This window comes from Noviherbaspirillum sp., from assembly GCF_035627455.1.
Lineage (GTDB): Bacteria > Pseudomonadota > Gammaproteobacteria > Burkholderiales > Burkholderiaceae_D > Noviherbaspirillum.
This window is the reverse complement of record NZ_DASPLS010000042.1, coordinates 113747-136604: the sequence shown is the minus strand read 5'-3', so window position 1 is coordinate 136604 and position 22858 is coordinate 113747. Positions and strand designations below refer to the sequence as shown.

Below are 22858 nucleotides of genomic sequence, written 5' to 3'. Positions count from 1 at the left end.
CTTCCTCGACTACGTGCAGTCGCATGACAAGGTGTGGGTCACGCGCCGCATCGACATCGCCGAGCACTGGCGCGCGACCCATCCCCATGAGGAGGCCCGGCCATGAGCGTCACGCTGGAACAGCTGAACGTGTGCGCGCCCCATGAATTCGTGCGCGCGCTGGGCGGCATCTACGAACATTCGCCCTGGATTCCGGCGCAGGCGGCAACGCGCCGGCCGTTCGCCAGCCTGACTGCACTCAAGCGCGCGCTGCAGACGACCGTCGACGACGCCGATGAAGACAGGCAGCTGGCACTGCTGCGCGCCCACCCGGAACTTGCCGGCAAGGCCGCGATCGCCGGGGAGCTGACCAGCGAATCGACCGGCGAGCAGGCCAGGGCCGGGCTGAACCAGTGCAGCCCGCAAGAGTACGCGACGCTGCAGCGGCTGAACGCCGAGTACAACGCGAAATTCGGCTTTCCGTTCATCCTCGCGGTGAAGGGCCCCCACGGCAAGGGCCTGACGCGGCAGCAGATCATCGACACCTTCGCGCGGCGCCTGAAGAACCGCCGCGAAGACGAGCTGGCGGAAGACCTGCGCCAGGTGCACCGGATCGCCGAACTGCGGCTGAACGACCTGTTCGGGCAGGTGCCGCAGATCGGCAATACGGTGATGGAATGGGCCGACGCGCTGGCCGCGTTCAGCGACGACAGCGACGGCCTGACCTGCGCCTACATGACTGCCGCGCACCGCAACACCGCGGCCCGGATCGCAGCCTGGATGCGCGAAGCGGGCATGGAGGTCGGCATCGACGCGGTCGGCAACGTGGTCGGGCGCTACCTGTCGGACCAGCCGCAAGCGAAAACGCTGCTTACCGGCTCCCACTACGACACGGTGCGCAACGGCGGCAGGTACGACGGGCGCGAAGGCATCCTGCTGCCGATCGCGGTGGTAAAGCATCTGCACGAGCGTGGCGAACGGCTGCCGTTCCACCTTGAAGTGATCGGCTTCTCGGAAGAGGAAGGCGTGCGCTTCAAGAGCACCTTCCTCGGCAGCAATGCGGTCGCCGGGCGCTTCGACATGGCGCTGCTCGACAAGACCGATGCCAGCGGCGTATCGATGCGCGCCGCGCTGCAGGAGGCCGGCCACGATCCGCAGCGGATTCCCGGGATCGCCCGCGATCCCGCCGGCCTGCTCGGTTTCGTCGAAGTGCATATCGAGCAGGGACCGGTGCTGCTGGAGCGTGGCCTGCCGGTCGGCGTGGTGACCTCGATCGCCGGCAGTTGCCGCTATACGCTGGAGCTGGGCGGTGTCGCCAGCCATGCCGGCACCACGCCGATGGCGATGCGCCGGGACGCGGCGGCGGCGGCGGCGGAAATCGTGCTGTTCGTGGAACGGCGCTGTTCGCAGGCGCCGTCGCTGGTGGGAACCGTCGGCCAGCTGGAAGTGCCGGGCGGCTCGGTCAACGTGGTGCCGGGCGCCTGCCGGCTGTCGCTCGACATCCGCGCCGCCGACGATGCGACGCGCGATGCGGCGGTGGACGAGGTGCTGCGCGAAATCGACGCGATCTGCGCGCGGCGCCGCATCGAATACCGGCTCGAGCCGCAGGTGCGCGCTTCCGCCGTGCCGTGCGCGCCGTGGCTGATGGACCAGCTTTCCGCCGCGGTTGCGCGTGCCAGCGTTCCTCCGTTCAAGCTCGCCTCCGGCGCCGGCCACGACGCGATGGCGATGGCCGCGGTAACCGATGTCGCAATGCTGTTTACGCGCTGCGGCAACGGCGGCATCAGCCACAATCCGCTGGAGACGATGACCGCCGACGACGCGGAAGTGTCGGCGCGGGTGTTCCTCGATTTCCTGCGCAATTTCCGGCCGCGCCAGGATGCCTGACAAGCGCAATCGTTGAAGCCCGCTGCCCGACCCAGCAGCGCGTGCCGCCGGACCGGGCGGGAAGCGGCTACAGGATCAGGATCGCGCGAAAGTCGTTCACATTGGTCCGGGTCGGCCCCGTTACGACCAGATCCCCGAGCGCGCTGAAAAAGCTGTAACCGTCATTGTCGTCCAGCATCGCCCGCATGCGCATGCCCAGCTGTTCCGCGCGCGCCGGCGTGTCCGGCTGGCAAAGCGCGCCCGCATTGTCTTCCGAACCGTCGATGCCGTCGGTGTCGCACGCGATCGCATGGATGCCGGGGTGGCCGTCGAGGGTCGCCGCGAGGCTGAGCAGGAACTCCGCGTTGCGTCCGCCGCGGCCGCCGCCGCGTACCGTCACCGTGGTTTCGCCGCCGGAGATCAGCACGCAGGGCCGCGCGAACGGCTGCCCGCGCAGCGCCACCTGCCGTGCCAGCGCGGCATGCACCATGGCGACGTCGCGCGCCTCGCCTTCAATGCCGTCGGACAGGATGTACGGCGCGATGCCGGCGGCGCGGGCGACGGCCGCCGCCGCTTCCAGCGCCTGCTGGGCGGTCGCGATCACCCGGTGCGTGTGGCTGGCGAAGCGCCGATCGCCCGGCTTCGGCGTTTCGCCGGCGCCGGTGGCAAGATGGCGCTCGATGTGCGGCGGGATGTCGATCCGGTACTTGCGCAGGATCGCCAGCGCCTCGGCGCAGGTGCTCGGGTCCGGCAGCGTCGGCCCGCTCGCGATCACGCCGGGATCGTCGCCGGGCACGTCGGAAATCATCAGCGTCGCCACCCGCGCCGGCGCGCAGGCCAGCGCCAGCCGGCCGCCCTTGATCGCCGACAGGTGCTTGCGCACGCAGTTCATCTCCGCGATATTGGCGCCGCTTTTCAGCAGCGCCTTGTTGACGGCCTGCTTCTGTTCCAGGGTGATGCCGTCGGCCGGCAGCGCCAGCAGCGCGGAGCCGCCACCGGAAATCAGGCACAGCACCAAGTCGTCCTCCCCGAGCCCGCGCACCAGCTCGAGCATGCGCGCCGCCGCGCGGCGTCCGGCTTCGTCCGGCACCGGGTGGGCGGCTTCCACCACCTCGATGTGGCGGCAGTCGAGCCCGTGCCCGTAACGCGTGACAACCAGGCCGGAGAGCGGCCCCTGCCAGTGCGCTTCGACGGCACGGGCCATCGACGCGGCCGCCTTGCCGGCGCCGATGACGACGGTGCGCCCGGGCGGCGCGGGCGGCAGGCAAGCCGGGACGCATTTGTCCGCGCTGACCGCGGCAACGGCGGCAGCATACATGTCGAGCAGCAGTGCTCGGGCGTTGCTGAGATGCATGTGGGAGTCTCCCGGTAGGCACACTTCCGTATTCTACGCGTGCCGGGCGGGGGCCCTTGGCGGGATAAAAAACCCGCGGCCGTGCGGCCGCGGGAATTCTCATCGTGAAGGAAGGTGACGACTTAGCCGGCAGGCTTGCCGAGCTGCGGGCGCCCCTTGCCCAGCACCTTGTCAAGGTAAGCGGCATCGGCGGCGGCGCAGTAGGCAGCGGACGGTTGCGCGGCGCGGGCGCAGTAGGCAGGGTCGGCGGCCGCAGTGGCAGCGCAGTAGGCGCTATCCTTTTCCGCACTGCCCACTACCCGCGCGCAATAGCTGGCGGCCTGCGCCGCGCAGTACGCCGCCTGTTGCGGGGCCGCCTGCGCCACAACCCGGGCGCAATAGGCCGCGTCTTCGGCGCGGGCGCAGTATGCCGCGCCAGCGCTGCTTTCGACACCGAATTCCTGCCGGTAGAGCCGGCGGGTATTGGCGGCCGCTTCGGAAAGGGCGGCCGCATCCTGGTCGTCGCGCATGCCGAAGTAGGGAAAATGGTGCAGGAAGTAACCGAACACGTTGCGGCAGTCTTCCGCATACTTCATCGTGTCCAGGATGTGGCCGTGCCAGAACTCGTCGACCTCGGTATCGGGCACGATCGTGTCGTCCGGATACCTCGCCACCAGCGCCAGGAAGCGCTTGTATTCCAGCTCGCGGCGGTCCGCCTCCTCGCGGCTCCAGCCGTGGCCCTCTTTCTTGTCCATCAGCTTGAATTTGATCGGATCGAGGTTCAACGCGAAAACGGCCTCGACCATTTGCTCAGGTGTTTTCTTTTCTGCCTGTTCAGTCATTGTCATGTCACCTTTCCTGATGTTGGTTAGTACATACTCCCGCGTTGGCACTGCTCTCTTATCAAGGCAGGTGTCTTGCGGAATTTCAATGTAGCACGGGGAAACTATTGCAATTCTGTTACATTATTGATGTAAATCAAGTGCATGTCAGAACGGAAAACCGTACCCGGGAAGGGCGGTGACAATGAAAATGGAACGGGAAGCGCGGTTTTCCGACAAATAGAAGGGAATCGCCGATATTTGCAATATTTGCAATAGAATAAGGATTCGTCGCGGGGTTTGGGGGCAAGCCCGCAGATGAATTCTTTCCGGAAATCGTTATACACTGCCCATCTTGGGTGTGGCGCGGAATTCACGCCGCGCCGATGACATATACGCACATCGTTTTGCAGGACAATGCGCATCTCCAGACGATTTATCCGGGCCTTGCTGACCTCCACCGGCTGGTGGCTGGGGTTTGCCGTGTCGGTCGTACTTTCCCTGCTGGTTCAGCAGATCGTGGAAAACGAAGGTCTCGCATCGTTCGAATACCATGTCGAAAACGCGCAGCTCGCAGTGCAGAACCGGGTACGCTCGTATATGGACGTGCTGCGCGGCGCCAATGCGCTGTTCTATACCCGGGACCGCGTCAGGCGCGAGGAATTCCACGCCTATGTCGATGAGCTGAAGCTCAAAGACACCTTCCCCGGCATTACCAACCTGAATTTCGCGCGCCGCGTGAGCGCGGCGGAAAAGAAGGCGTTCGAAGCGGCAGTGCGGGCCGACACCGGGCTGGCACCCGCAGGCTACCCCGGCTTTGAAATCAAGCCGGCCGGCGAACGGCAGGAATACCATGTGGTTACCTATATCGAGCCGATGGAAGCCAACCTGGTTTCCTTCGGCTTCGACATTGCGTCCACCGCCAACGGCGCGGAAGCGCTGGCGATCGCGCGCGACAGCGGCCAGCTGTTCTCTTCCGGCAAACTGATCCGCATCCAGGGGCCGCACCAGCATTTCGGCCTGGCGATGCGCATGCCGCTGTACCGGCGCGGCATGCCGCTCGACACCGTCGAGCAGCGCCGCGCCGCCTACTACGGATCGGTCGGCGCCGGCTTCGATATCCAGAAACTGATGCTGGGCGCGGTCGACCGCAGCAAGATGACCAGCCTGCGCATCCGGCTGTTCGACATCGGCCGCAGCGACGGGCGCGCCGACAAGGACCGCGTCACCGCCGACAACCTGCTGTTCGACAGCAGCGCTGCGCCGGGCGGCACGCCGGCGCCGGCACCCGATCCCGGCGCCCGCCTGTTCATCAAGCGGGTGACGATGTCGGTCGGCCCGCGGGTATGGGAAATGGAATTCTCGGCGCCGCGCGCGGCGACGGTCAACCGCTTCGACGGCTACCTGCCGTGGCTGGTGCTGGTTGCCGGCCTGATCGCTTCCACCCTGCTGTTCGGCGTCTATTATTCGCTGACGACCGCCCGCCGGCGTGCGATCGAACTCGCCAGGGAAATGACGAAGGACCTGCGCGCGAGCGAAGCCAGCCTTGCCGAAGCGCAGCACATGGCCAGGCTCGGCAGCTGGGTGCTCGATCCGGCCGATGGCAGCATGACCTGGTCGGCGGAAACCTACCGCATCTTCGGCATGGACCGTTTTTCGTCCACGCCGCACTACGACAGCTTCCTGCGCTGCGTGCATGAGAGCGACCGGCAGCGGGTACGCGACGGCGTGGAAAAATGCCTGGCCGGCGGGGAAGATTTCGATACCGAGCACCGCGTGATGCTGGGCGACGGCACGATACGCTGGGTGCAGACGATCTGCCGGCCCGGCCACCAGGGCAGCCGGCGCCTGTTGCGCGGCACGCTGATGGATATCACCGAGCGGAAGCAGACGGTCGAGGCGCTGAAACGCTCGCAGGAACTGCTGCGCGAACTGACCGCCCACCAGGACCGCGTGAAGGAAGACGAGCGCAAGCGCATCGCGCGCGAAATCCACGACGAACTCGGGCAGACGCTGCTCGCCCTGCGCATCGACGTCTCGATGCTGGAGGCGCGCACCGGCAAATCCCACCCGAAACTGAACGAAAAGGTGCGCGGCGCGCTGCATCACATCGATGCGACGGTGAAGACCATCCGCACCATCATCAACAACCTGCGGCCGGCGGTGCTCGACCTCGGGCTGAACGCCGCGATTGAATGGCAGGTAGCGGAATTCCGGCGCCGCTCCGGCATCGCCTGCGACCTGTTCATGGGCGACAAGGAATTCCTGGTCGACGATGCCCGCGCCACCTCGCTGTTCCGCATCCTGCAGGAGTCGCTGACCAATGTGATCCGGCACGCCAACGCCAGCCACGTGGTGATCGAACTGTACCAGGAGGACGACCGGCTGGTGATGAAGATCAGCGACAACGGCGTCGGCATCTACCCGGAGATGCGCAAGTCATCGAATTCCTTCGGCCTGGTCGGCGTGGAGGAGCGCATCCATGCGCTGAACGGGGAATTCCTGATCACCAGCGCGCCCGGCAAGGGCACGACGCTGACCATCTATATTCCATTGCAAAACGCGCGCGACGAACTGTTTCCGTTCAAGCTCATCGACAGCAATCAGTAAGCGGCTTCAGCGCAGCAGCTGGAAGCCGGCGACGCTCCAGGAAACCACGGCCGCGCCCGATGCCAGCCACATTTTCAGCGCAGCGACACGGCGCGCTTTCTTGCGCTGCTGCACGCCGCGGCGGAACGCTTCGTTCTTGCGCCTGACCTGGCGCTTCGTGCGCTGCCGGTTCGTGGCGGACACATCCCAATCCAGAGCATCCATGATTTCCCCTTGTATCGGACAGGAATTATTTTCTTGTCAACAAGAGCCGGCTGCTTGAGCGAAGGCAAACCGAACGCCGGCCGGATTGGGGAAATGTCAATAAAAATGGAGCCGGCGCGAGAAGTTGTTACAGGACAAGAAAAACGCCCTGCATCGCGTTGATGCGGGGCGCTTTCCATGCCGCGGAACGATCAGCGTCGTTCGGCGATCTTGCCCAGGGCGACGCTGAGCGCTGCGCCGCCAAGCGTCTTGCCGGCGGCCGGGTCGATCGCGTAAAACGCGCTCATTCTGTCGATCACCGCCGGATCCTCCTGCACCGCTTCGCGTGCCATCTGCCGCACCAGCTCCGGATCGAGCCGCTGCGCGATCGCGCCGTCCACCAGCGCGGCCGGCGCCGAGCTGGCGGCGCCCGCCGCAACGATGCCGCTTTCCACCAGCGGCCTGACCGCGGTCGGCGCCGCGTCGAGCAGCTGCCGCAGCAGGCCGGCGCGCTGCGTTTCGTCGCCGCGCTCGAAGGATTCGCCGACCATGTCTTCGAAAGGAGGCGTGTGCTCCGAATGCATCGCTTGCGCAAGTCCGGTGGTCACCTCCTCGGCAGGCACCTGCTGCACCACGGCGACGAAATCCTGTTCGACCTTCTGGACCGAACGCACGCCGGTCTCGGCCGTGTATTGCTGCAGTACTGCGCTCACATCGTTTTCCCGATTCATCGTTTCTCCTTGAAAAGTCGCCGGCACCCGCTGCGGCGGGCGCCAACGTGTATAAGGCGGAGATCGCGCAGCGAAGTTCGCCGCGCGGCGGGCTTTTTTATGCGCGGCTCATTGCGCCGGCGGATCGGACGGCGGCGGATGGCTGGGACCAAGCTGGACCAGCTCGCTGACGTCCTGTTTCGGCGTCTCGACCTGCTGCAGCTGCCCGGCGTCGAGCTGATGCGAGAAGTGCTCGACCGAATCGAGCCGCTCCTGCCGGTCCTCGGCCAGCGTCGGCCCGCTCTGGATGTACAGCGTCAGCAGTTCCGCCAGGTGCACCAGCACCGGCAGCCGCGTGCGCTCGTAGCCGTGCGACGCGTCGGCGCCGAAACACAGCAGCGCGGTGCGCACGTCATGCCCGGCGCTCACCGCCGCGCTCGCATCCGAATGGTAGAAGCGGAACACGTCGCGGTTGCAGGGGATGCCGTGCTCGGCGCACAGCCGCAGCAGGCGCCGCGTCAGGTGGTAGTCGTGCGGGCCGGCGGAATCCATCAACGGAATGGTGACGCCTTCCTCGCGCGCGCCCTGCCCGGCGGCCACCGGCCCGATGTCCACGCCGATCACCTCGCTGACGTCGCTCTGGATCACCGCGCGCGCGCCGGAGCCGACTTCCTCGGTGAGCGTGAACACCACGTGGCAATCCATCGGCACCCGCGCGCCGGCGTCGACCACCGCCTTCACCGCCGCCAGCACCGCGGCCACGCCCGCCTTGTCGTCCAGATGGCGCGACACGATAAAGCCGTTGTCCAGCCATTCCGGGTGGGCGTCGAACGCGACGAAATCGCCAACCTGGATGCCGAGCGCGCGTACCGCCTCGATGCTGTCCACGACCTCGTCGATGCGCAGCTCGAGCTGGTCCCAGCTGACCGGCTGGCTATCGATCGCTTCATTGTAGACATGCCCGGACGCGAGCAGCGGCAGCACCGAACCGCGCACCTTGCCAGTTTCGGTAAACAGCGTCACCCGCCCGCCCTCGGCCCAGCGGCTCGACCAGGTGCCGACCGGAATCAGCGACAGCCTGCCGTTAGGCTTGATCTCGCGCACCATCGCACCCAGCGTGTCGAGATGCGACACGATCGCGCAGGCCGGGTTGGCGCGGCGCCGCTCCGGCATGGTCCGCTTCAGCACCGCCCGTATTGTGCCGCGGCGCGTCAGCTCATAGGGCACGCCGAGCGCATCCAGACGGCTGCCGACGTAATGCACGATGGCGTCGGTCAGGCCGGTCGGGCTGGGAATGGCGAGCAGTTCCAGCAGCGTCGTCTTCAGATGGTCGGCATCGATGCGCAGTTTTTCCATGGCCGTCTATGCATGCGCGGCGGTGAACGGGAACAGCAGGTCGATGAAGCGCTGCGCGGTCGGCTGCGGTTCGTGGTTGGCCAGGCCGGGCCGCTCGTTGGCTTCGACGATCACGTACTCGGCCGCGTCCGGCGCAGGCACCAGGAAGTCGAGGCCGACCACCGGGATGCGCAGCGCGCGGGCGGCGGTTTCGGCCGCCTCGGCGAGCGCCGGATGCAGTTCCGCGGTGACGTCGTGGATGGTGCCGCCGGTGTGCAGGTTGGCGGTCTTGCGCACCTTCACCGCCCTGCCGTTTTCCAGCACCGTGTCGTAGCCCAGCCCCTGTCCGGCCAGGCAGCGCTCCGTTTCGCCGTCGAGCGGAATCCTGCTCTCGCCGCCGGTGGCGGCGGCGCGGCGCGCGCTCTGGCGTTCGATCAGCTGCAGCACCGTGGACGTGCCGTCGCCGATGATTTCGGCGGGCCGGCGGATCGCGGCCGCGACCACCTTGTAGCCGATCACCACGATGCGCAGGTCCTGTCCGGCGCAATACTCCTCGATCACCACATGGCCGCCCTGTTCCGCCGCGCGCCGGATCGCCTCATCGAGCTGCTCCTCGGTGCGCACGTCGACGAACACGCCCTTGCCCTGTTCGCCCAGCGCCGGCTTGACCACCACCGCGCCGTGCTCGCGCAGGAAGGCGACATCCGCTTCGCGCTCGCCGGCGGTACGCTGGCGCGGCACGCGCAGGCCAATCGATGCGAGCCGGCGCGAGGTCAGCACCTTGTCCTGGCACCAGGTCATCGCCACGCCGCCGGTCAGCTCGGTCAGCGATTCGCGGCACAGCATCTCGTGGCCGGCGTTGCGCAGCTTGAAGATGCCGGCCGCCGCGTCGATCACCTCGACGCTGATGCCGCGCCGGCGTGCTTCGTTGATGATGATCATCGCATACGGATTGAGGCCGTCGAAATCGGTAGTGTCGACGAACAGCTTTTCATTGATCGCATTCTTGTTCTTCACCACGAAGCCCGGCACCTCTTCGAACCCGAGCTTGCGGTACAGCCCGATCGCCGCCTCGTTGTTGTGCAGCACCGACAGGTCGAGAAACCTGCGCCCGCGTTCGGCGAAATGCGCGACCATGCAGTTGACCAGCGCACGGCCGGCGCCGGACAGGCCGTTTTGCGGGTCGACCGCCAGGCACCAGAGGCTGCAGCCGCCGTGCTCGTCGCCGAAGGCTTCCACATGATCGATGCCCATCGCCGTGCCGACGATCTCGCCGGTGCGCTCATCCTCGGCAATCATGTAGGTGATCGCGCGCGAGTTGCGCTGCCGCCAGACCGACTTCGGATCCACCGGCACCATCCCGCGCATGCTGTAGAGCCGGTTGATGGCGGCGATGTCGGCGCGCGTGCTCAGCGGACGTACGGCGATGTGGGGAACGCCGGCCTCCTCCAGCTCGGTGCCGAGCATGCGCCGGAAAATCAGGGACGGATCGAGGAACAGGTGCGAAGGCGCTTCAGCCAGCACCAGCTGCGGCGACTCGACGTACAGCGCGATGTCGCGCTTGCCCGGCTGCTCTTCCTGCAGCGCCTGGGCCAGCGCCTGCGGCGACTCGAACGACGGGCCGTACAGCAGGCGGCCCCAGCCGCACTCGATCGCTGCATTGAGACGGCACGACTGTTCTTCCGCGGCGGGCGACAGCGCGCCGTCGTCGGCTTGCTTGAAAAATTGCGTGTTCTGGCCGCGGGCCGGGTGGATGGTGGGTTGGTGCGGGGAGACACTCATCGCGACTGTCCTCTTGACGTGAATAAAAGATGGGGGACGCCACTGCAGGGATGCCGCGACCGCTCACAGGCGGTTGCTCTGCAGCCATGCTTCGAGCAGGGCAATCTGCCACAGCTTGGAGCCACGCAGCGGCGTGATGTGACTGTCGGGCGATTCCAGCATGTGCTCGACGGCGTCGCGGCGGAACAGTCCGCGCTCGCGGGCGGCGCGGGAATCGAGCGTGTCGCGCACATACTGCAGGAAATCGCCGCGCAGGTATTTGAGCGCCGGCACCGGGAAGTAGCCCTTGGGACGGTCGATCACCGCGGCCGGAATCACGCTGCGCGCGGCTTCCTTCAGCACATGCTTGCCGCCGTTGGCGACCTTGTGTCGCGCCGGGATGCGCGCCGCGAGTTCGACCAGCTCATGGTCGAGGAAAGGCACGCGCGCTTCCAGTCCGAAGGCCATGGTCATGTTGTCGACGCGCTTGACCGGGTCGTCGACCAGCATCACGGTGGTATCGAGCCGCAGCGCCCGGTCTATCGCGCTGTTGGCGCCCGGGCGGCCAAAATGTTCTGCCAGGAAGCGGCCGCTCGCATCGCCGATTTCCAGCGCCGGATCCAGCAGCGCCCGCAGCTCCGCATGATCGCGGTCGAAGAACAGCTTGCGGTAGGCGTCGACGCCGGTATCCGTCGCCGGCAGGTCGGTCAGCGGCGGATACCAGTGATAGCCGGCGAACACCTCGTCCGCGCCCTGGCCGCTCTGCACCACCTTGCTGTGCCGCGACACCACCTGCGACAGCAGGTAGAACGCGACGCAGTCGTGGCTGACCATCGGCTCGGCCATCGCGCCGATCGCGTCCGGCAGGGTCGCCAGCAGCGCGTCGGCCGGGATATGCAGTTTCTCGTGCACCGTGTCGTAGTGGCGCGCGATCAGGTCGGAGTAATGGAATTCATCCCCCGCCTCGGCATCGACCGCCTCGAAACCAATGGAATAGGTACGCAGTCCGTGCGCGCCCTCTTCCGCCAGCAGGCCGGTGATCAGGCTGGAGTCGAGCCCGCCGGACAGCAGCACGCCGACCGGCACGTCGGCCACCAGGCGGCGCCGCACCGAAACGCGCAGCGTATCCAGCACCGCGCCCTTCCAGTCGTCGAAACTGCGCCGCTCGTCTTCCTCGCCACGCGTGAATTCCAGGTTCCACCAGCGCCGGATGCTGGTGTCGCCGTCCGGATAGACCTTCATCCAGCTTCCCGGCGGCAGCTTGCGCACGCCGCGCAGGATGGTGTGCGGCGCCGGCACCACCGCATGGAAGCTCAGGTAGTAGTGCAGCGCGGTGTGGTCGAGCGAGGTATCCAGCTCGCCCGACTTGAGCAGCGCCGGCAGCGCCGACGCGAAGCGCAGGCGCTTGCCGTCGAGCGCATAGTAAAGCGGCTTGATGCCGAGCCGGTCGCGCGCGAGATAGGTCACGCCGCTGTCGCGGTCCCAAAGCGCGAACGCGAACATGCCGTAGAAGCGCTGCAGCGCTTCCGGCCCCCAGGCATGCCACGCCTTGATGATGACCTCGGTGTCGCCGGTCGAAGAAAACTGATAACCCTTTTTCTGCAGTTCGGCGCGCAGCTCGTGGTGATTGTAGATCGCGCCGTTGAACACGATTCCCATGCCCAGCAGGTTGTCGATGAAGGGCTGGTGCGCGCGCTGGCTCAGGTCCATGATCGACAGGCGCCGATGGCCGAAGCAGCGGCTGCCGAGGCTGTACAGCCCGGCGCCATCGGGGCCGCGGCGCGACTGCGCCTCGGTCATGCCTGCCACGGCGGAGACGTCCGCAAGCCTCTGGTCAAAACGCAATTCGCCGGCAATGCCACACATATGTCAGGGACTCCGGAAATGAAAACAAAAAACGGGAGGGCAACGCTCGCGCGCTGCGCAGGAGATGGTCAGTTTGCTTTTCTTGTTATGTAGAGAGCAAAGGCGGCGATTTGTTCCTGACAAGTTGCAGACGAGAAAATCCAGGACGGGAACAATTCGCCGCCTGCCCACTCCACCATGGTGCAACCCTAGCAACGGAACCATGAGAACCTTTCACTGTGACAAATGCGGGCAGCTGGTATTTTTCGAGAACGTGCGCTGCGAGAATTGCGGCAGCACGCTTGGCTACCAACCCTACTTGCGTGCGATCAATGCCTACGAAGAAACGCAGGACGACTTGTTTCGCAGCCTTAACCCGGTCGACGCCGGACGGCTGTACAAGAAGTGCGTGAACTATGCGCGCGAGGGTGTCTGCAACTGGATGCTGGAGGCCGGCGCGCCCGGCGAGCTGTGCGCGTCCTGCCAGCTGACCCGCACCATTCCGTCGCTCGCGAGCGACAAGAACCGGCTGTTCTGGAAAAGGCTGGAGACGGCCAAGCGCCGCCTGCTCTACACCTTATGGGAGCTGCAACTGCAGCCCGCGCCGAAAGCCGATGACCCGGACGCGGGGCTCGCCTTCGAGTTTCTCGAAGACACGCCCGGCCATCGGGTGATGACCGGGCACGCCGACGGCGTGATCACGATCAATATCGCCGAAGCCGACCCGGCGCAGCGCGAAAGGACGCGCGAACAGATGGGCGAGCCTTACCGCACGGTGCTCGGCCATTTCCGGCACGAGAGCGGGCATTACTATTTCGACCGGCTGGTCGCGGGCAGCAAATGGATTGCGCCGTTTCGCGACCTGTTCGGCGACGAGCGCCAGGATTACGCCGCGTGCCTGCAGACGCACTACGACCAGGGGCCGCCGGCCGACTGGGACCGCCACTTCGTCAGCAGCTATGCCAGCATGCATCCGTGGGAAGACTGGGCCGAGACCTGGGCGCATTACCTGCACATGGTCGACACGCTCGATACCGCGTTCGCCTGCGGCATGCGGCTCACGCCGAAGAAGGCGGGGGAGCCCGCACTCGAGATCGAAGACCGGCCGCTGCGCACCGGCGACTTCGACGAATTGCTGGCCGACTGGTTTTCGCTCACCTATGCGCTCAACAGCCTGAATCGCAGCGTAGGAATGCCGGATCCGTATCCGTTTACGCTGTCGACGCCGGTGATCGACAAGCTGCGCTTCATCCACGACGTGGTGCTGGCGCATCGCGGGCTTGGTCCGCGCTGATTGCGGGAATCTTTGGACGGCGGCGCTGTCCTTCCTGAATGCATTTTCTGCCACCGAAACAAGCCGCCATGAAGCAGCCGCCGGATTCCTACGACCCGAACCGCCTGTTCGATGTGCTGATCCACCGGTTCCAGCTGGATGACGACCGCGCACTCGCGCATGCGCTGCATGTGGATCCCGCCCTGATCGCCCGCATTCGCTACGGCGAGCAGGCGCTGGATCCGTCCCTGCTGATCCGTGTGAACGAAATCTTCGACATCAACATGCGCGAGCTGCGCCGCCTGATGGGCGACCGCCGCGCCGAGTACCGGCTGAGCGCGGTGCCGCCGCCGGCGGCGACGCCGGCCGGCGAGCCGGAGAGAAGGCCAGGCGAGCAAAGAGGCCGGCTGCGGCGCACGACCGAAAACGATGATGCGGGCATGCCGAACTTCGTGCAGTGGAGCTGAGCGCCACTGCCGGATCGCCTGCTAGCGCTGCCCCTTCGAAGGCTGCGCCAACGGCTCGGCCTGCTCGAACATCGGAGCCGCCTTGATCACCTCGTTCACATCGGGAAAGCGCGTCTGGAACTGGCTGACCTGCGCATCGTATTCTTCGCGCCCGATATGGTTGCCATGCTGGAAGGCAATCGCTTCCGCAAATTCTCGGCTGAGCAAGGTCGACAGCAACAGGTAGCGCCTGGCCTTCACGATCCGCGTCTCACGGTCGATCAGCATCAGCTGCACCGCGTATCGGTGATCCTTGTCCATGATGTCAGGCGTGGGCCGGTTTTCCGGCGGGTACAGGAAGACGTGGAATTGCGCATCGCCGCTCATCAGGTCGCCGATCTTCCACGGAACGATGGCGATATCGCCTGATCGCAACAAGCCGAGCCAGCAATCCTCCTGTTCGACGCGCCGCGCCACATCGTCTGGAATGCCGGAGAAAAACAGACGCAGTTCCGGCCCTTCCTTGGAAAATTCAAATACGGCCACATCTTCGTCCGGCAGTGTTCCCGGAAAAGGCTTTCCTTTTTCTAACAAATCCGGCGTCATACCCGCTCCTTGTCATCGGTTTCGTCCTGTTGGAGTACGCAAGCGGGCGAAAAATCCGGGGCTGTCAGGAACCGGAATGCATGTGGGAAATCAAATACGACCGCCGCCAAAGCTGGCATCGTTATTGCAGATAGCAGGGTACACAACTTTTGGACCTGCCGCGCGCAGCTCCGCCCCGGCCGCAACGCCGCATCAACGATGGATGAACATGCACGGCGCCGGTCCCGACCACATGGAGCCTGGTCCCAACCGACAAAAGAAACGTAAAAAATGCAGACAATGACTTATTACATGGATAACCTGAAAGCCGTCGCGGAAATTCAGGAAACCGAAGTGGGCGCCGGACGAATCCTGGCCGTCGTCTCCATTCAGGAAAACAGCGAGGATCCGAACAACCGCTCCCATCACACCATCGTGTTCGAACCCGACACCGGCAAGAACATCGTGGAAGCCACCAAGATCGTTGTGCGCAACCTGATGCACAAGCATCACCTGCGAAAACCTGCAGCCTGATCCGCTACCGCTACGCCACACTTCGTCCGCCCCGCTTGCGCAGCGCCTTGTTCTGCGCAAGCAGGATGCGGTCGATGCGCTCCGACGCATCGCGCGCCATCTGCTGCGCCTCTTCGCCGTAGGGGAAGTATTCCGGACAGCGATAACTGAGCCAGGCATAGGCCGAATACAGCTTGCAGTTGTCTTCCACATCCTGCAGGCCTTCGCGCGTGCCATGGGCATGTTCGCCGACCCAGTCGAGCGCGCTCGGCTTTTGCTTCGCGACGGCGCGCGCCCATCGCTGCCAGGCGAGGTGCAGCGCCGGAATGCGCGAGGAGATCGGCACCAGCGACAGCGTGAACTTGTCCTCCAGCGACAGCGGCAGGGTATCGAGCCATAGCGCCCGTTCCGCCTGCTCCTCGGTGATGCGCGGCGTGAAAAAACCGTCCGGCACGTCGATATTCGTCTCGAAGCGCTTGAGCAGCTTGGCCAATGACTGTTCCCCGGTGACCGAGGTAATCCGGTTCAGGTGTTCCAGTGTCGGCGAGACGGAAAAGCCGAGCGTCGATACCGGCGGCACCTTTTCCTGCAGCAGCGAGCGGATCACATAATGCGTATGTTCGTCGTAACCGGCGACGAAGCCTTCCTCATGGACGCCGAAGCGCCCGGCACGGCCGGCGATCTGCTTGGCCAGCGCCGCGCTCAGCTCTTCCTCGTCAACGCCGTTGTACTTCACCGAAGTCGTCATCACCACGCGCCGGATCGGGAGGTTCAGCCCCATCGCGATCGCATCGGTGCCGACCACGATGTCGGCCGTGCCGTCGCGGAAGCGCGCGGCCTGCGCGCGCCGCACTTCCGGGGACAGATTGCCGTACACGGTCGCCACCGAAAATCCGGTCTCGGTGATCATGTCGCGCCACATCAGCACCTCGCGCCGGGAAAACGCGATCACCGCATCGCCGCGCTGCAGGTTGCGCAGCTTGCGCACCGGCTGCGCTTCCATCGACAGCGGCGCCTTGCGCGACTTCACGCGCACCTCCAGCGGACAGCCGAGCCGCTTGGCCAGCGCCTCGACCGCGCGCCTGGCCTCCGGCGCGCCGACCAGGTAGACGACGTCGGCCGGCGCGCCGCACACCGCCGCGGTCCATGCGGCGCCGCGGTCGCGGTCGCCCAGCATCTGAATCTCGTCGATCACCGCGACATCGACGCGCGTCCTGGTATCGAGCATTTCGACGGTGCTTGCCACATGGGTCGCGCCTTCCACCACGCGCCGCTCTTCGCCGGTCACCAGGCTGACTTTCAGCGGTGCGCCGTCGCACTCGACCTCGGCCAGGCGTTCATAGTTTTCCAGCGCCAGGAGGCGCAGCGGCGCGAGATACACCCCGGTCCGCGCCTTGGCCAGCGCCTCCATCGCTTCATGCGTCTTGCCCGAGTTGGTGGGGCCGAGCAAGGCGATGAAGCGGCGCGGCAGCCGATGCGCCAGCTCGAACGATGCCGGGTACTCCGCCAGGTTGATGCTTTCCTTCGTGCGCGCCGCGTAGGTCGCTTCCTGCTGGCGCTCGATCGCGTGCAGCAGGCGCTGCTCGACGCGGTCGAGCACATGGTCGGCCGGCACCGCCGATTCCTTCAGCGCGAGCGCGTGCAGGAAATCGTCCGGATCGAGGCCGTATTCCTCCGCCCGCGCGGCGAGCGCCTCGACGAATTCGCAGACCTTGGCGTGCAGTGACCGTTTCGACCCGGGGTGCGCGCGCTCCTGCACCAGCAGCAGTTTCTTTTCCGGCGGCAGGTTGCGCCACTTGCCGGCGTTCGCAAGAATGCCGTCGGGAGGCACCAGGTCGTAGGGAACGCGCAGCCCGGCCGCTTCCGCCACATCCGCATAGCGGATCATCACCCGACCTTCCAGCTTGGCCAGGCGCGCCCCGACGCCCTGCAGGCGCTGCTCCAGCGCATCTTCCAATGCCTGCTCCGGCGTAGCGTCCCCGGCGTTGCCGGGCGTGTCAGTCTTTACGTCTTCCATCATCTTCCAGGTTACGTGGTGGATCTCGTAGGATAACCCGGCCGGGCTGCGGTTCCTGCCGGTATCCGGGCGGCTTTCAAGCCGTGAATGGTCGTCACACTTGATTGTCTAGTGATTATGGGCAGATAGAAACGGCGACCCGAGCTCATGCACAGGAATACCCGTGCTGCTCGGGGAATTTGGGACGGGCAGCGGTGGATGTTTTGCGCCGGGAAGTTGAGGAACCAGGATATGCCGGCAGCCTGAGCAGGGGAATTTTTGGCCCTCTTCGTGGACGGACGAAACATGGAGCCTTACAAACCGTTAGCGGAGGGTCAGGACAGCATCGAGATAGAGCTCAGGTCGGCCGTCGACGTCCTGCGCGCCTGCCATGAAGGCAAGGCGCTCGCTGGATCCTTGCAGTTCAACATGATCGACGCCACCCGGATCGCGACCGCCATTTCCGAGATCGCGCGCAACTGCGTGGTGCATGGTGGTGGCGGAAGCATCTTGCTCACCGTGGCATACGACGGGCGAGGCAGCGGGCTGCTGGTCGTGGCGCGAGACCGCGGTCGCGGCATCCCCGACGTCGGGCGCGCGCTCCAGGACGGCTACTCGACCGCCGGCAGTCTCGGCATCGGACTCGGGGTGGCGCGGCGCGTGATGGACGAATTCAACATCGTGGCCGAGGTCGGAAAGGGCACGACCGTGACGATGTTGAAGTGGAAGCGGTAAAGCATGTGCGCCCACTGATGACCGGCCGGGAGCAATCGCAATCGCTGGCAGGCGGGGGCACCTTTGCAGCAACTTCCGGATGTGTCACCCCAGCCGATCCAGGCTCGCGCGGGGCGGGAGCCGTCAGCGGCGGCGCTGGTAACCCGGAGTGGCCGGTCCGCGCTTTTCCAGATGGCGGAAGGTAATGCGGCCTTTGCTCAGGTCGTAGGGGGACAATTCGATCGACACCTTGTCTCCCGCCAGGATGCGGATGTGGTGCTGGCGCATTTTGCCGGACGTATAGCAAATCAACTTGTGTCCGTTTTCAAGGTCGACGCGAAAGCGGGAATCGGGAAGTACTTCGGTAACCAGGCCGTTCATCTCGAGCAAATCTTCTTTGGGCATGCGATATCCATGTTGAGGTTCCGTCGACCGCGGCCGGCACAGCACGCGCTGCCCAAAAGACCTTGCGGCCTGTTTCTTCGTGGCAGGAGCTGCGCGAACAGCGTTCGCAGGAGTTGATAAGGTGCCTTGCTCCGTACGGGCGGCACGGCTGGGAATACCGGCGACACACGCAGCGTCGGCGGTCGGTGCAATGAACGATGAGGTGGCCGGCGCGTCAGGCAGTCTTTGCTGCGCGACCGGGGGACTGGAAGTGGCGGAATGCGGAAGCCGGCTCCGTCCAAGCGGACATTCCGCCATCGGACGACGCACTATACCACATGCGGGCATAAAGCCGGCGCATTCCGCCCGGCGCGGAAATGCCCGGCTGGAGCGGCAAGATCATTTCACGGCAGTACACAGATCTAGCGTGTGCGCGGCGAATTGAAGGTTTCCGCACTCATGACCAGCGGCGAGCCGGCAACGCCGGCGGCGACCAGCCGCCGCGCGACCCCGCTGATGTTCGCCTCGTAGGCGTGAAAAATCTCCAGCATGTCCGCTTCGCTGTCTTCGCGCCCGAGCGCGGAAAGCTTCTGCAGCGCCTGCGGCGTAATCAGGCATTCGCGCTTGACCGAGTCCACGACGACGGTAAAGGTTACTCCCTGTTCCGAGAGGCTGGGTTGGTTAAGTTGTTGGTTCATAGTTTCTCTCCGGTGAATACCGCGAAATGGAGACGTTCCGGGCACTGCAGACTGCAATGAAAAAATGCCGCGCGAACACAAAAGCTGCCTTTCGCCTCCAAACATCCCTGAAAAGGTGAGGCTTGGGCGGCAAGGCAGAGGAAATGGCAGGAGTGACGATGGACAGTCCGGCACGCTACCTCCGACTATACGCCGATATCGCATGCAAGGGCGGAAGATCTGTCCCGGCCGGGACGCCCGTCCGTGAACGCGGCATGCCTTATGCTTTGCTTTCCCTCTTTGGAGTACCATCATGACCAAGTTTGAAATCATGGCGCTGATCATGCGCAAGGAAAATCAGTTCGAAGGGGATGCTTTCACGCTTGCCGCGAAACTGGCCACCTGCCTTGAGCCCCTGCTGGACCGCCTGCAGGACGAAGAAATAGCCGAATTGCTCCAGATCGGCGGCGGGCTCTACCAGCTCGGCATCGAGCAATGCAAGCAGTCGGTCCCGCTCGAAGATCTTTTTCCCGCCTGCGAAAACTGGCCGGGACCTTACCCCGGGCGCAGCGGATTCCGGCACTGACCGGCGCCGGCAATCGTGGCGCACGCCAGAGACAGCCGGCAGCAGAGCCTGAACGCCGCGGTGAAAAGAGCAAGCGCGCCAGCAGCATGCACTGTTTTTTTCCGCTTCCTGAGCGAGCAGGAAACCGTCCACTTCTCCGACCTGTCGGGTCCGCCTGCCGCAGCGCGCCGCAATGGAACCTTCGTCGCTGGCCGGGGCCATACCAATCATCTTCATCTTCAACTTCAACGCATCTCTGTAACCAGCCTCTTTCATCGATCTGGATTTGAGCGGCCGGCAATGAGAACAGCGACGAGTGTCGCGCAATTGGATTTTTGAAAGGCAGCTGCGCACCGGGGCCAACACATCTTTCAGTTTGGAACCGAAGAATCACGCGGCTTTCCGCGTCATAACTGCCGATGGCACTCCTGCAAGCAGCAGCGCGGCTGCCCGCTTGCACCAGCAAACTGACCGGCTATTCCGGACGAGAGGCGGATCATGGACCAAGAGGAAATCCTCGCTTTCATCACGCAAGTCGAAACCGAAGACATCGACCCGGTCTGCATCGCCAAGGCGTATGCAGCAGCCGTGGATGACTTGCAAACCCGCATTTCATCACAAGACATGCGCAGGCTGCTTTTGATTGGCGCGGCAATGTTCCGCAGCAGCCTCAAGGCACAGCACGTCGAACTGCAAATCCCGGATGGCGCCGGCGAGGACGGCCGGGACATTCTCGAGAATGAGCCGTTCAAAGGGGTGCTTCACTAGTGGCCTGAGTTGCTCTGCGTACCTTGCGTACGCGTCCGCGGCCGCGCTTGCCGGCAGGGCCGGCTGCAACGGCACGAAGCTTCGCTTCGCGAAACCCCGCCTTCGCCCTCGGCGCCAATCCGGCCCGTTCGCTACCTTTGTCAAACAGAGCCCAGCGGGCCGTTTGCGTGGCATTTACTGGACCAGGGTACCGGCGCCGCCGGACAGGGTGCGCGCGAGCGCGCCAAAGTCCGCCGCCGGCACGGGCCGGCCAAAAAGATAGCCCTGGCCTTCGTCGCAATGGTGCGCATGAAGGAAGCGCAGCTGCTCCTGCGTTTCCACCCCTTCGGCGATCACCCGTTGCCCGAGGTTCGCGCCCATGCCGATCACCGCGCCGACGATGATGCTGTTGCCGCTGCCGGCGGATATCATCTGCACAAAGGACTGGTCGATTTTCAGGACATCGATCGGAAACCGGGTCAGGTAACTCAGGCTGGAATAGTCGGTGCCGAAATCATCGACCGCAAGCTGCACCCCCATTTCCTTCAGCCGGTACAGGAGCGCGCTGCTGGATTCGATGTTGCGCATCAGGACGGTCTCGGTCAGTTCCAGCTGCAAGAAGCGCGCCTCCAGACCTGTTTCCTGCAGCACCTCGTGTACATTCTCGAAGAAGCGCTTGCTGCGGAATTCGATGCCCGACACGTTGACCGCCACCGCCATCGGCGGCATGCCCTGATCCAGCCACGCCTTGGCCTGCGCGCAGGCTTGGCGCAGGACCATGCGGCCGATCGGCACGATCAGTCCGGAATCCTCGGCTACAGGAATGAACGAATCCGGGAAAACGATCCCGCGCCGTGGGTGCACCCACCGCACCAGCGCCTCCGCACCGGTGAAGTTTCCCGTCAGGAGGTCGACCTTCGGCTGGTAATGCACGACAAACTCGCCGCGATCGATCGCCCGCCGCAACTCCGCTTCCGTGGACTGCCGCTCGACCGCGCGCGCATTCATTTCGCCATCGAAGAACTGGTAGTTGTTCCTGCCCTTTTTCTTTGCGTGATACATCGCCGTATCCGCATTCTTGAGCAGCGTTTCGACATTCGCTCCATCCGACGGAAACAAACTGATTCCGATGCTGGTCGTGACATGCAGCTCATTGCCGCCGGCATGATGCGGCTCGGCGAGCGAGCGCAGTATTTTTTCCGCGAGGACGGCGGCGCGCTCATCATGCGCGTCTTCCATCACAAGGACCACGAATTCATCGCCGCCCTGCCGGCTGACCGTGTCCGAATGACGGACCTGTGCAGTCAGGCGCGAAGCGACCGACTGCAAGAGCTTGTCCCCCACCGTGTGGCCGAGCGAGTCGTTGATATGCTTGAAGTTGTCGAGATCGAGGAACAGCATGGCGACGCGGGCGCCGTTCCGCTTCGCGTAAGCCATCGCCTGTTCCAGCCTGTCATGCAGCAGTATGCGGTTTGGCAATCCGGTCAGGCAATCATGCTGGGCGAGGTGCTCCATTTTCTGCGCCATCGCGCGTGCTTCGGAAACATCGCGAAACGTCACCACCGCCCCGGTCACCACCCCGTTTCTGTCGAAGATCGGCGCCGCCGAATCTTCGATCGGAGCCTCGGAGCCATCGCGCCGCCGCAGGACTGACATCGCGTGAAGCGCGAGGCTTTTTTCATGCTTGATCACCAACTGGAGTGGATCTCGCGCCGGCTGGCGTGTTGCGCCGTCGATCAGCTGCAAGACTTCCGCAACTGGCCGTCCACTCGCTTCCTCGCGCCGCCAGCCGGTCATCCGTTCTGCCTCGCGATTCAAATAGGTAATGTTGCATGCCACATCGGTGCTTAGAACCGCATCCCCGATCGACTCAAGCGTAACCCGCGCCCGTTCCCGTTCCACGAACAAGGCTTCCTCGACCCTTTTTCGCTGAATCACGTTGCGCAGCGCCTGCGGTACCAGGGCATTCTGGAAGTAGCCCTTGGACAGGAATCCTTGCGCGCCGCGCTGCACCGCCTCGACCGCAAAGTCTTCGCCATCTTCATCGCAAAGCGTCATGATCGGCATCGACGGCATGAGCTTGAACAGTGTATCGAAGGCGCCGAGGCCCTGGCTGTCCGGCAGACAGGGATCGAGCAACACGATATCGATGCCGCCGCACTGCAGGCGCGACAGCGCGTGCGCCAGCGTGCGGCTCCACTCAATGGCAAACGGTCCGTCGCGCGCAGTCGCAAGCGTCTCCCTCAGCAGCTTCGCGTCGGCGGTGTCATCGGTAACGATGAGAACAGTGTTGGCAGTCATGTCGGCGCCCTCCTTTCGGAGTCGCCGGTTTCGATCGCGGCCGCGACGGGAGGTGCGTGATGACGACATCCGACAAGTTAGGACAGCGTTGCAGCATGCCGGTTCGCCCTGGGACGGAGAAGCGCCATCCGGTTGGCACCGCTTCGTCCGTTCCAAATCTACAGGAAGTCACAATGCCCAATACAAAGAAGGTAGAATGGATCTCTAATCAAAG

General features: G+C 64.7%; 20 protein-coding genes and 1 pseudogene. 8 read left to right on the top strand and 13 right to left on the bottom strand.

What is annotated here, in order from left to right:
• Together VEC01_RS08490 and VEC01_RS08485 are read left to right on the top strand one after the other, a co-directional pair.
• Positions 1–106 (top strand): annotated as a pseudogene (locus tag VEC01_RS08490) (allantoinase); the annotation flags it as partial.
• Entirely contained in the window at positions 103–1866 is a 1764-nt protein-coding gene (locus tag VEC01_RS08485; protein WP_324900376.1) for an allantoate amidohydrolase, read from the top strand. The pseudogene VEC01_RS08490 and the gene VEC01_RS08485, both read left to right, overlap by 4 nt.
• 67 nt (positions 1867–1933) lie before the next feature.
• Here the strand turns inward: VEC01_RS08485 and VEC01_RS08480 are convergent, their stop codons facing one another.
• Both VEC01_RS08480 and VEC01_RS08475 read right to left on the bottom strand, forming a co-directional pair.
• Positions 1934–3199 (bottom strand): glycerate kinase, encoded by a 1266-nt coding sequence (locus tag VEC01_RS08480; RefSeq protein WP_324900375.1) that lies wholly within the window; start codon positions 3197–3199, stop codon positions 1934–1936.
• A gap of 122 nt (positions 3200–3321) precedes the next feature.
• Positions 3322–4026, bottom strand: coding sequence for a hypothetical protein (locus VEC01_RS08475; RefSeq protein ID WP_324900374.1), 705 nt, complete (start codon positions 4024–4026; stop codon positions 3322–3324).
• 390 nt (positions 4027–4416) lie between these two features.
• Between VEC01_RS08475 and VEC01_RS08470 the strand changes: the two genes are divergently transcribed.
• A complete protein-coding gene (locus VEC01_RS08470; RefSeq protein ID WP_324900373.1) occupies positions 4417–6609 on the top strand; it encodes a CHASE domain-containing protein in 2193 nt (730 codons plus the stop codon).
• Between the two features lie 6 nt (positions 6610–6615).
• Here VEC01_RS08470 and VEC01_RS08465 read toward each other — a convergent pair whose 3' ends face one another.
• From VEC01_RS08465 to VEC01_RS08445, 5 genes are all read right to left on the bottom strand, one after another.
• The gene (locus VEC01_RS08465; RefSeq protein WP_324900372.1) at positions 6616–6813 is read right to left on the bottom strand and encodes a hypothetical protein; all 198 of its coding nucleotides are present in this window, start codon (positions 6811–6813) and stop codon (positions 6616–6618) included.
• A 191-nt stretch (positions 6814–7004) separates the two neighbouring features.
• On the bottom strand, positions 7005–7523 hold the full coding sequence (locus tag VEC01_RS08460) for a hypothetical protein (RefSeq protein WP_324900371.1): 519 nt from the start codon (positions 7521–7523) through the stop codon (positions 7005–7007).
• Between the two features lie 108 nt (positions 7524–7631).
• On the bottom strand, positions 7632–8858 hold the full coding sequence (locus VEC01_RS08455; RefSeq protein ID WP_324900370.1) for an osmoprotectant NAGGN system M42 family peptidase: 1227 nt from the start codon (positions 8856–8858) through the stop codon (positions 7632–7634).
• Between the two features lie 6 nt (positions 8859–8864).
• Positions 8865–10619, bottom strand: a complete 1755-nt coding sequence (gene ngg / locus VEC01_RS08450; RefSeq protein ID WP_324900369.1) for an N-acetylglutaminylglutamine synthetase — start codon at positions 10617–10619, stop codon at positions 8865–8867.
• A gap of 63 nt (positions 10620–10682) precedes the next feature.
• The gene (locus VEC01_RS08445; RefSeq protein ID WP_324900368.1) at positions 10683–12464 is read right to left on the bottom strand and encodes an N-acetylglutaminylglutamine amidotransferase; all 1782 of its coding nucleotides are present in this window, start codon (positions 12462–12464) and stop codon (positions 10683–10685) included.
• Between the two features lie 202 nt (positions 12465–12666).
• On the opposite strand from VEC01_RS08445, the gene VEC01_RS08440 reads away from it, so the two are divergent.
• Together VEC01_RS08440 and VEC01_RS08435 are read left to right on the top strand one after the other, a co-directional pair.
• Positions 12667–13737, top strand: a complete 1071-nt coding sequence (locus tag VEC01_RS08440; protein WP_324900367.1) for a putative zinc-binding peptidase — start codon at positions 12667–12669, stop codon at positions 13735–13737.
• 68 nt (positions 13738–13805) lie between these two features.
• Complete coding sequence (locus VEC01_RS08435; RefSeq protein ID WP_324900366.1) at positions 13806–14183, top strand: hypothetical protein; 378 nt, start codon at positions 13806–13808, stop codon at positions 14181–14183.
• 21 nt (positions 14184–14204) lie between these two features.
• Here the strand turns inward: VEC01_RS08435 and VEC01_RS08430 are convergent, their stop codons facing one another.
• Complete coding sequence (locus VEC01_RS08430) at positions 14205–14708, bottom strand: hypothetical protein (protein WP_324900365.1); 504 nt, start codon at positions 14706–14708, stop codon at positions 14205–14207.
• Between the two features lie 330 nt (positions 14709–15038).
• On the opposite strand from VEC01_RS08430, the gene VEC01_RS08425 reads away from it, so the two are divergent.
• Positions 15039–15281 carry a hypothetical protein gene (locus VEC01_RS08425; protein ID WP_324900364.1) on the top strand — a complete coding sequence of 81 codons (243 nt, stop codon included), beginning with the start codon at positions 15039–15041 and terminating at the stop codon, positions 15279–15281.
• A 10-nt stretch (positions 15282–15291) separates the two neighbouring features.
• Here the strand turns inward: VEC01_RS08425 and VEC01_RS08420 are convergent, their stop codons facing one another.
• Entirely contained in the window at positions 15292–17280 is a 1989-nt protein-coding gene (locus VEC01_RS08420; RefSeq protein WP_414691426.1) for a helicase-related protein, read from the bottom strand.
• Between the two features lie 282 nt (positions 17281–17562).
• Between VEC01_RS08420 and VEC01_RS08415 the strand changes: the two genes are divergently transcribed.
• A complete protein-coding gene (locus VEC01_RS08415) occupies positions 17563–17991 on the top strand; it encodes an anti-sigma regulatory factor (protein WP_324900363.1) in 429 nt (142 codons plus the stop codon).
• Between the two features lie 123 nt (positions 17992–18114).
• Here the strand turns inward: VEC01_RS08415 and infA are convergent, their stop codons facing one another.
• The 3 genes from infA to VEC01_RS08400 all read right to left on the bottom strand — a co-directional run bounded on the left by infA (position 18115) and on the right by VEC01_RS08400 (position 19833).
• Positions 18115–18375, bottom strand: a complete 261-nt coding sequence (gene infA / locus VEC01_RS08410; protein WP_324900362.1) for a translation initiation factor IF-1 — start codon at positions 18373–18375, stop codon at positions 18115–18117.
• Between the two features lie 401 nt (positions 18376–18776).
• Positions 18777–19052 carry a DUF1488 family protein gene (locus VEC01_RS08405; RefSeq protein WP_324900361.1) on the bottom strand — a complete coding sequence of 92 codons (276 nt, stop codon included), beginning with the start codon at positions 19050–19052 and terminating at the stop codon, positions 18777–18779.
• A 259-nt stretch (positions 19053–19311) separates the two neighbouring features.
• Positions 19312–19833 carry a hypothetical protein gene (locus VEC01_RS08400; RefSeq protein WP_324900360.1) on the bottom strand — a complete coding sequence of 174 codons (522 nt, stop codon included), beginning with the start codon at positions 19831–19833 and terminating at the stop codon, positions 19312–19314.
• Between the two features lie 261 nt (positions 19834–20094).
• On the opposite strand from VEC01_RS08400, the gene VEC01_RS08395 reads away from it, so the two are divergent.
• Positions 20095–20364: a hypothetical protein gene (locus tag VEC01_RS08395; RefSeq protein WP_324900359.1), complete on the top strand. Its 270-nt coding sequence runs from the start codon at positions 20095–20097 to the stop codon at positions 20362–20364.
• Positions 20365–20538: 174 nt separating this feature from the next.
• On the opposite strand, the gene VEC01_RS08390 is transcribed toward VEC01_RS08395, so the two are convergent.
• Positions 20539–22644, bottom strand: coding sequence for a putative bifunctional diguanylate cyclase/phosphodiesterase (locus tag VEC01_RS08390; protein ID WP_324900358.1), 2106 nt, complete (start codon positions 22642–22644; stop codon positions 20539–20541).
• Positions 22645–22858: the final 214 nt, after the last annotated feature.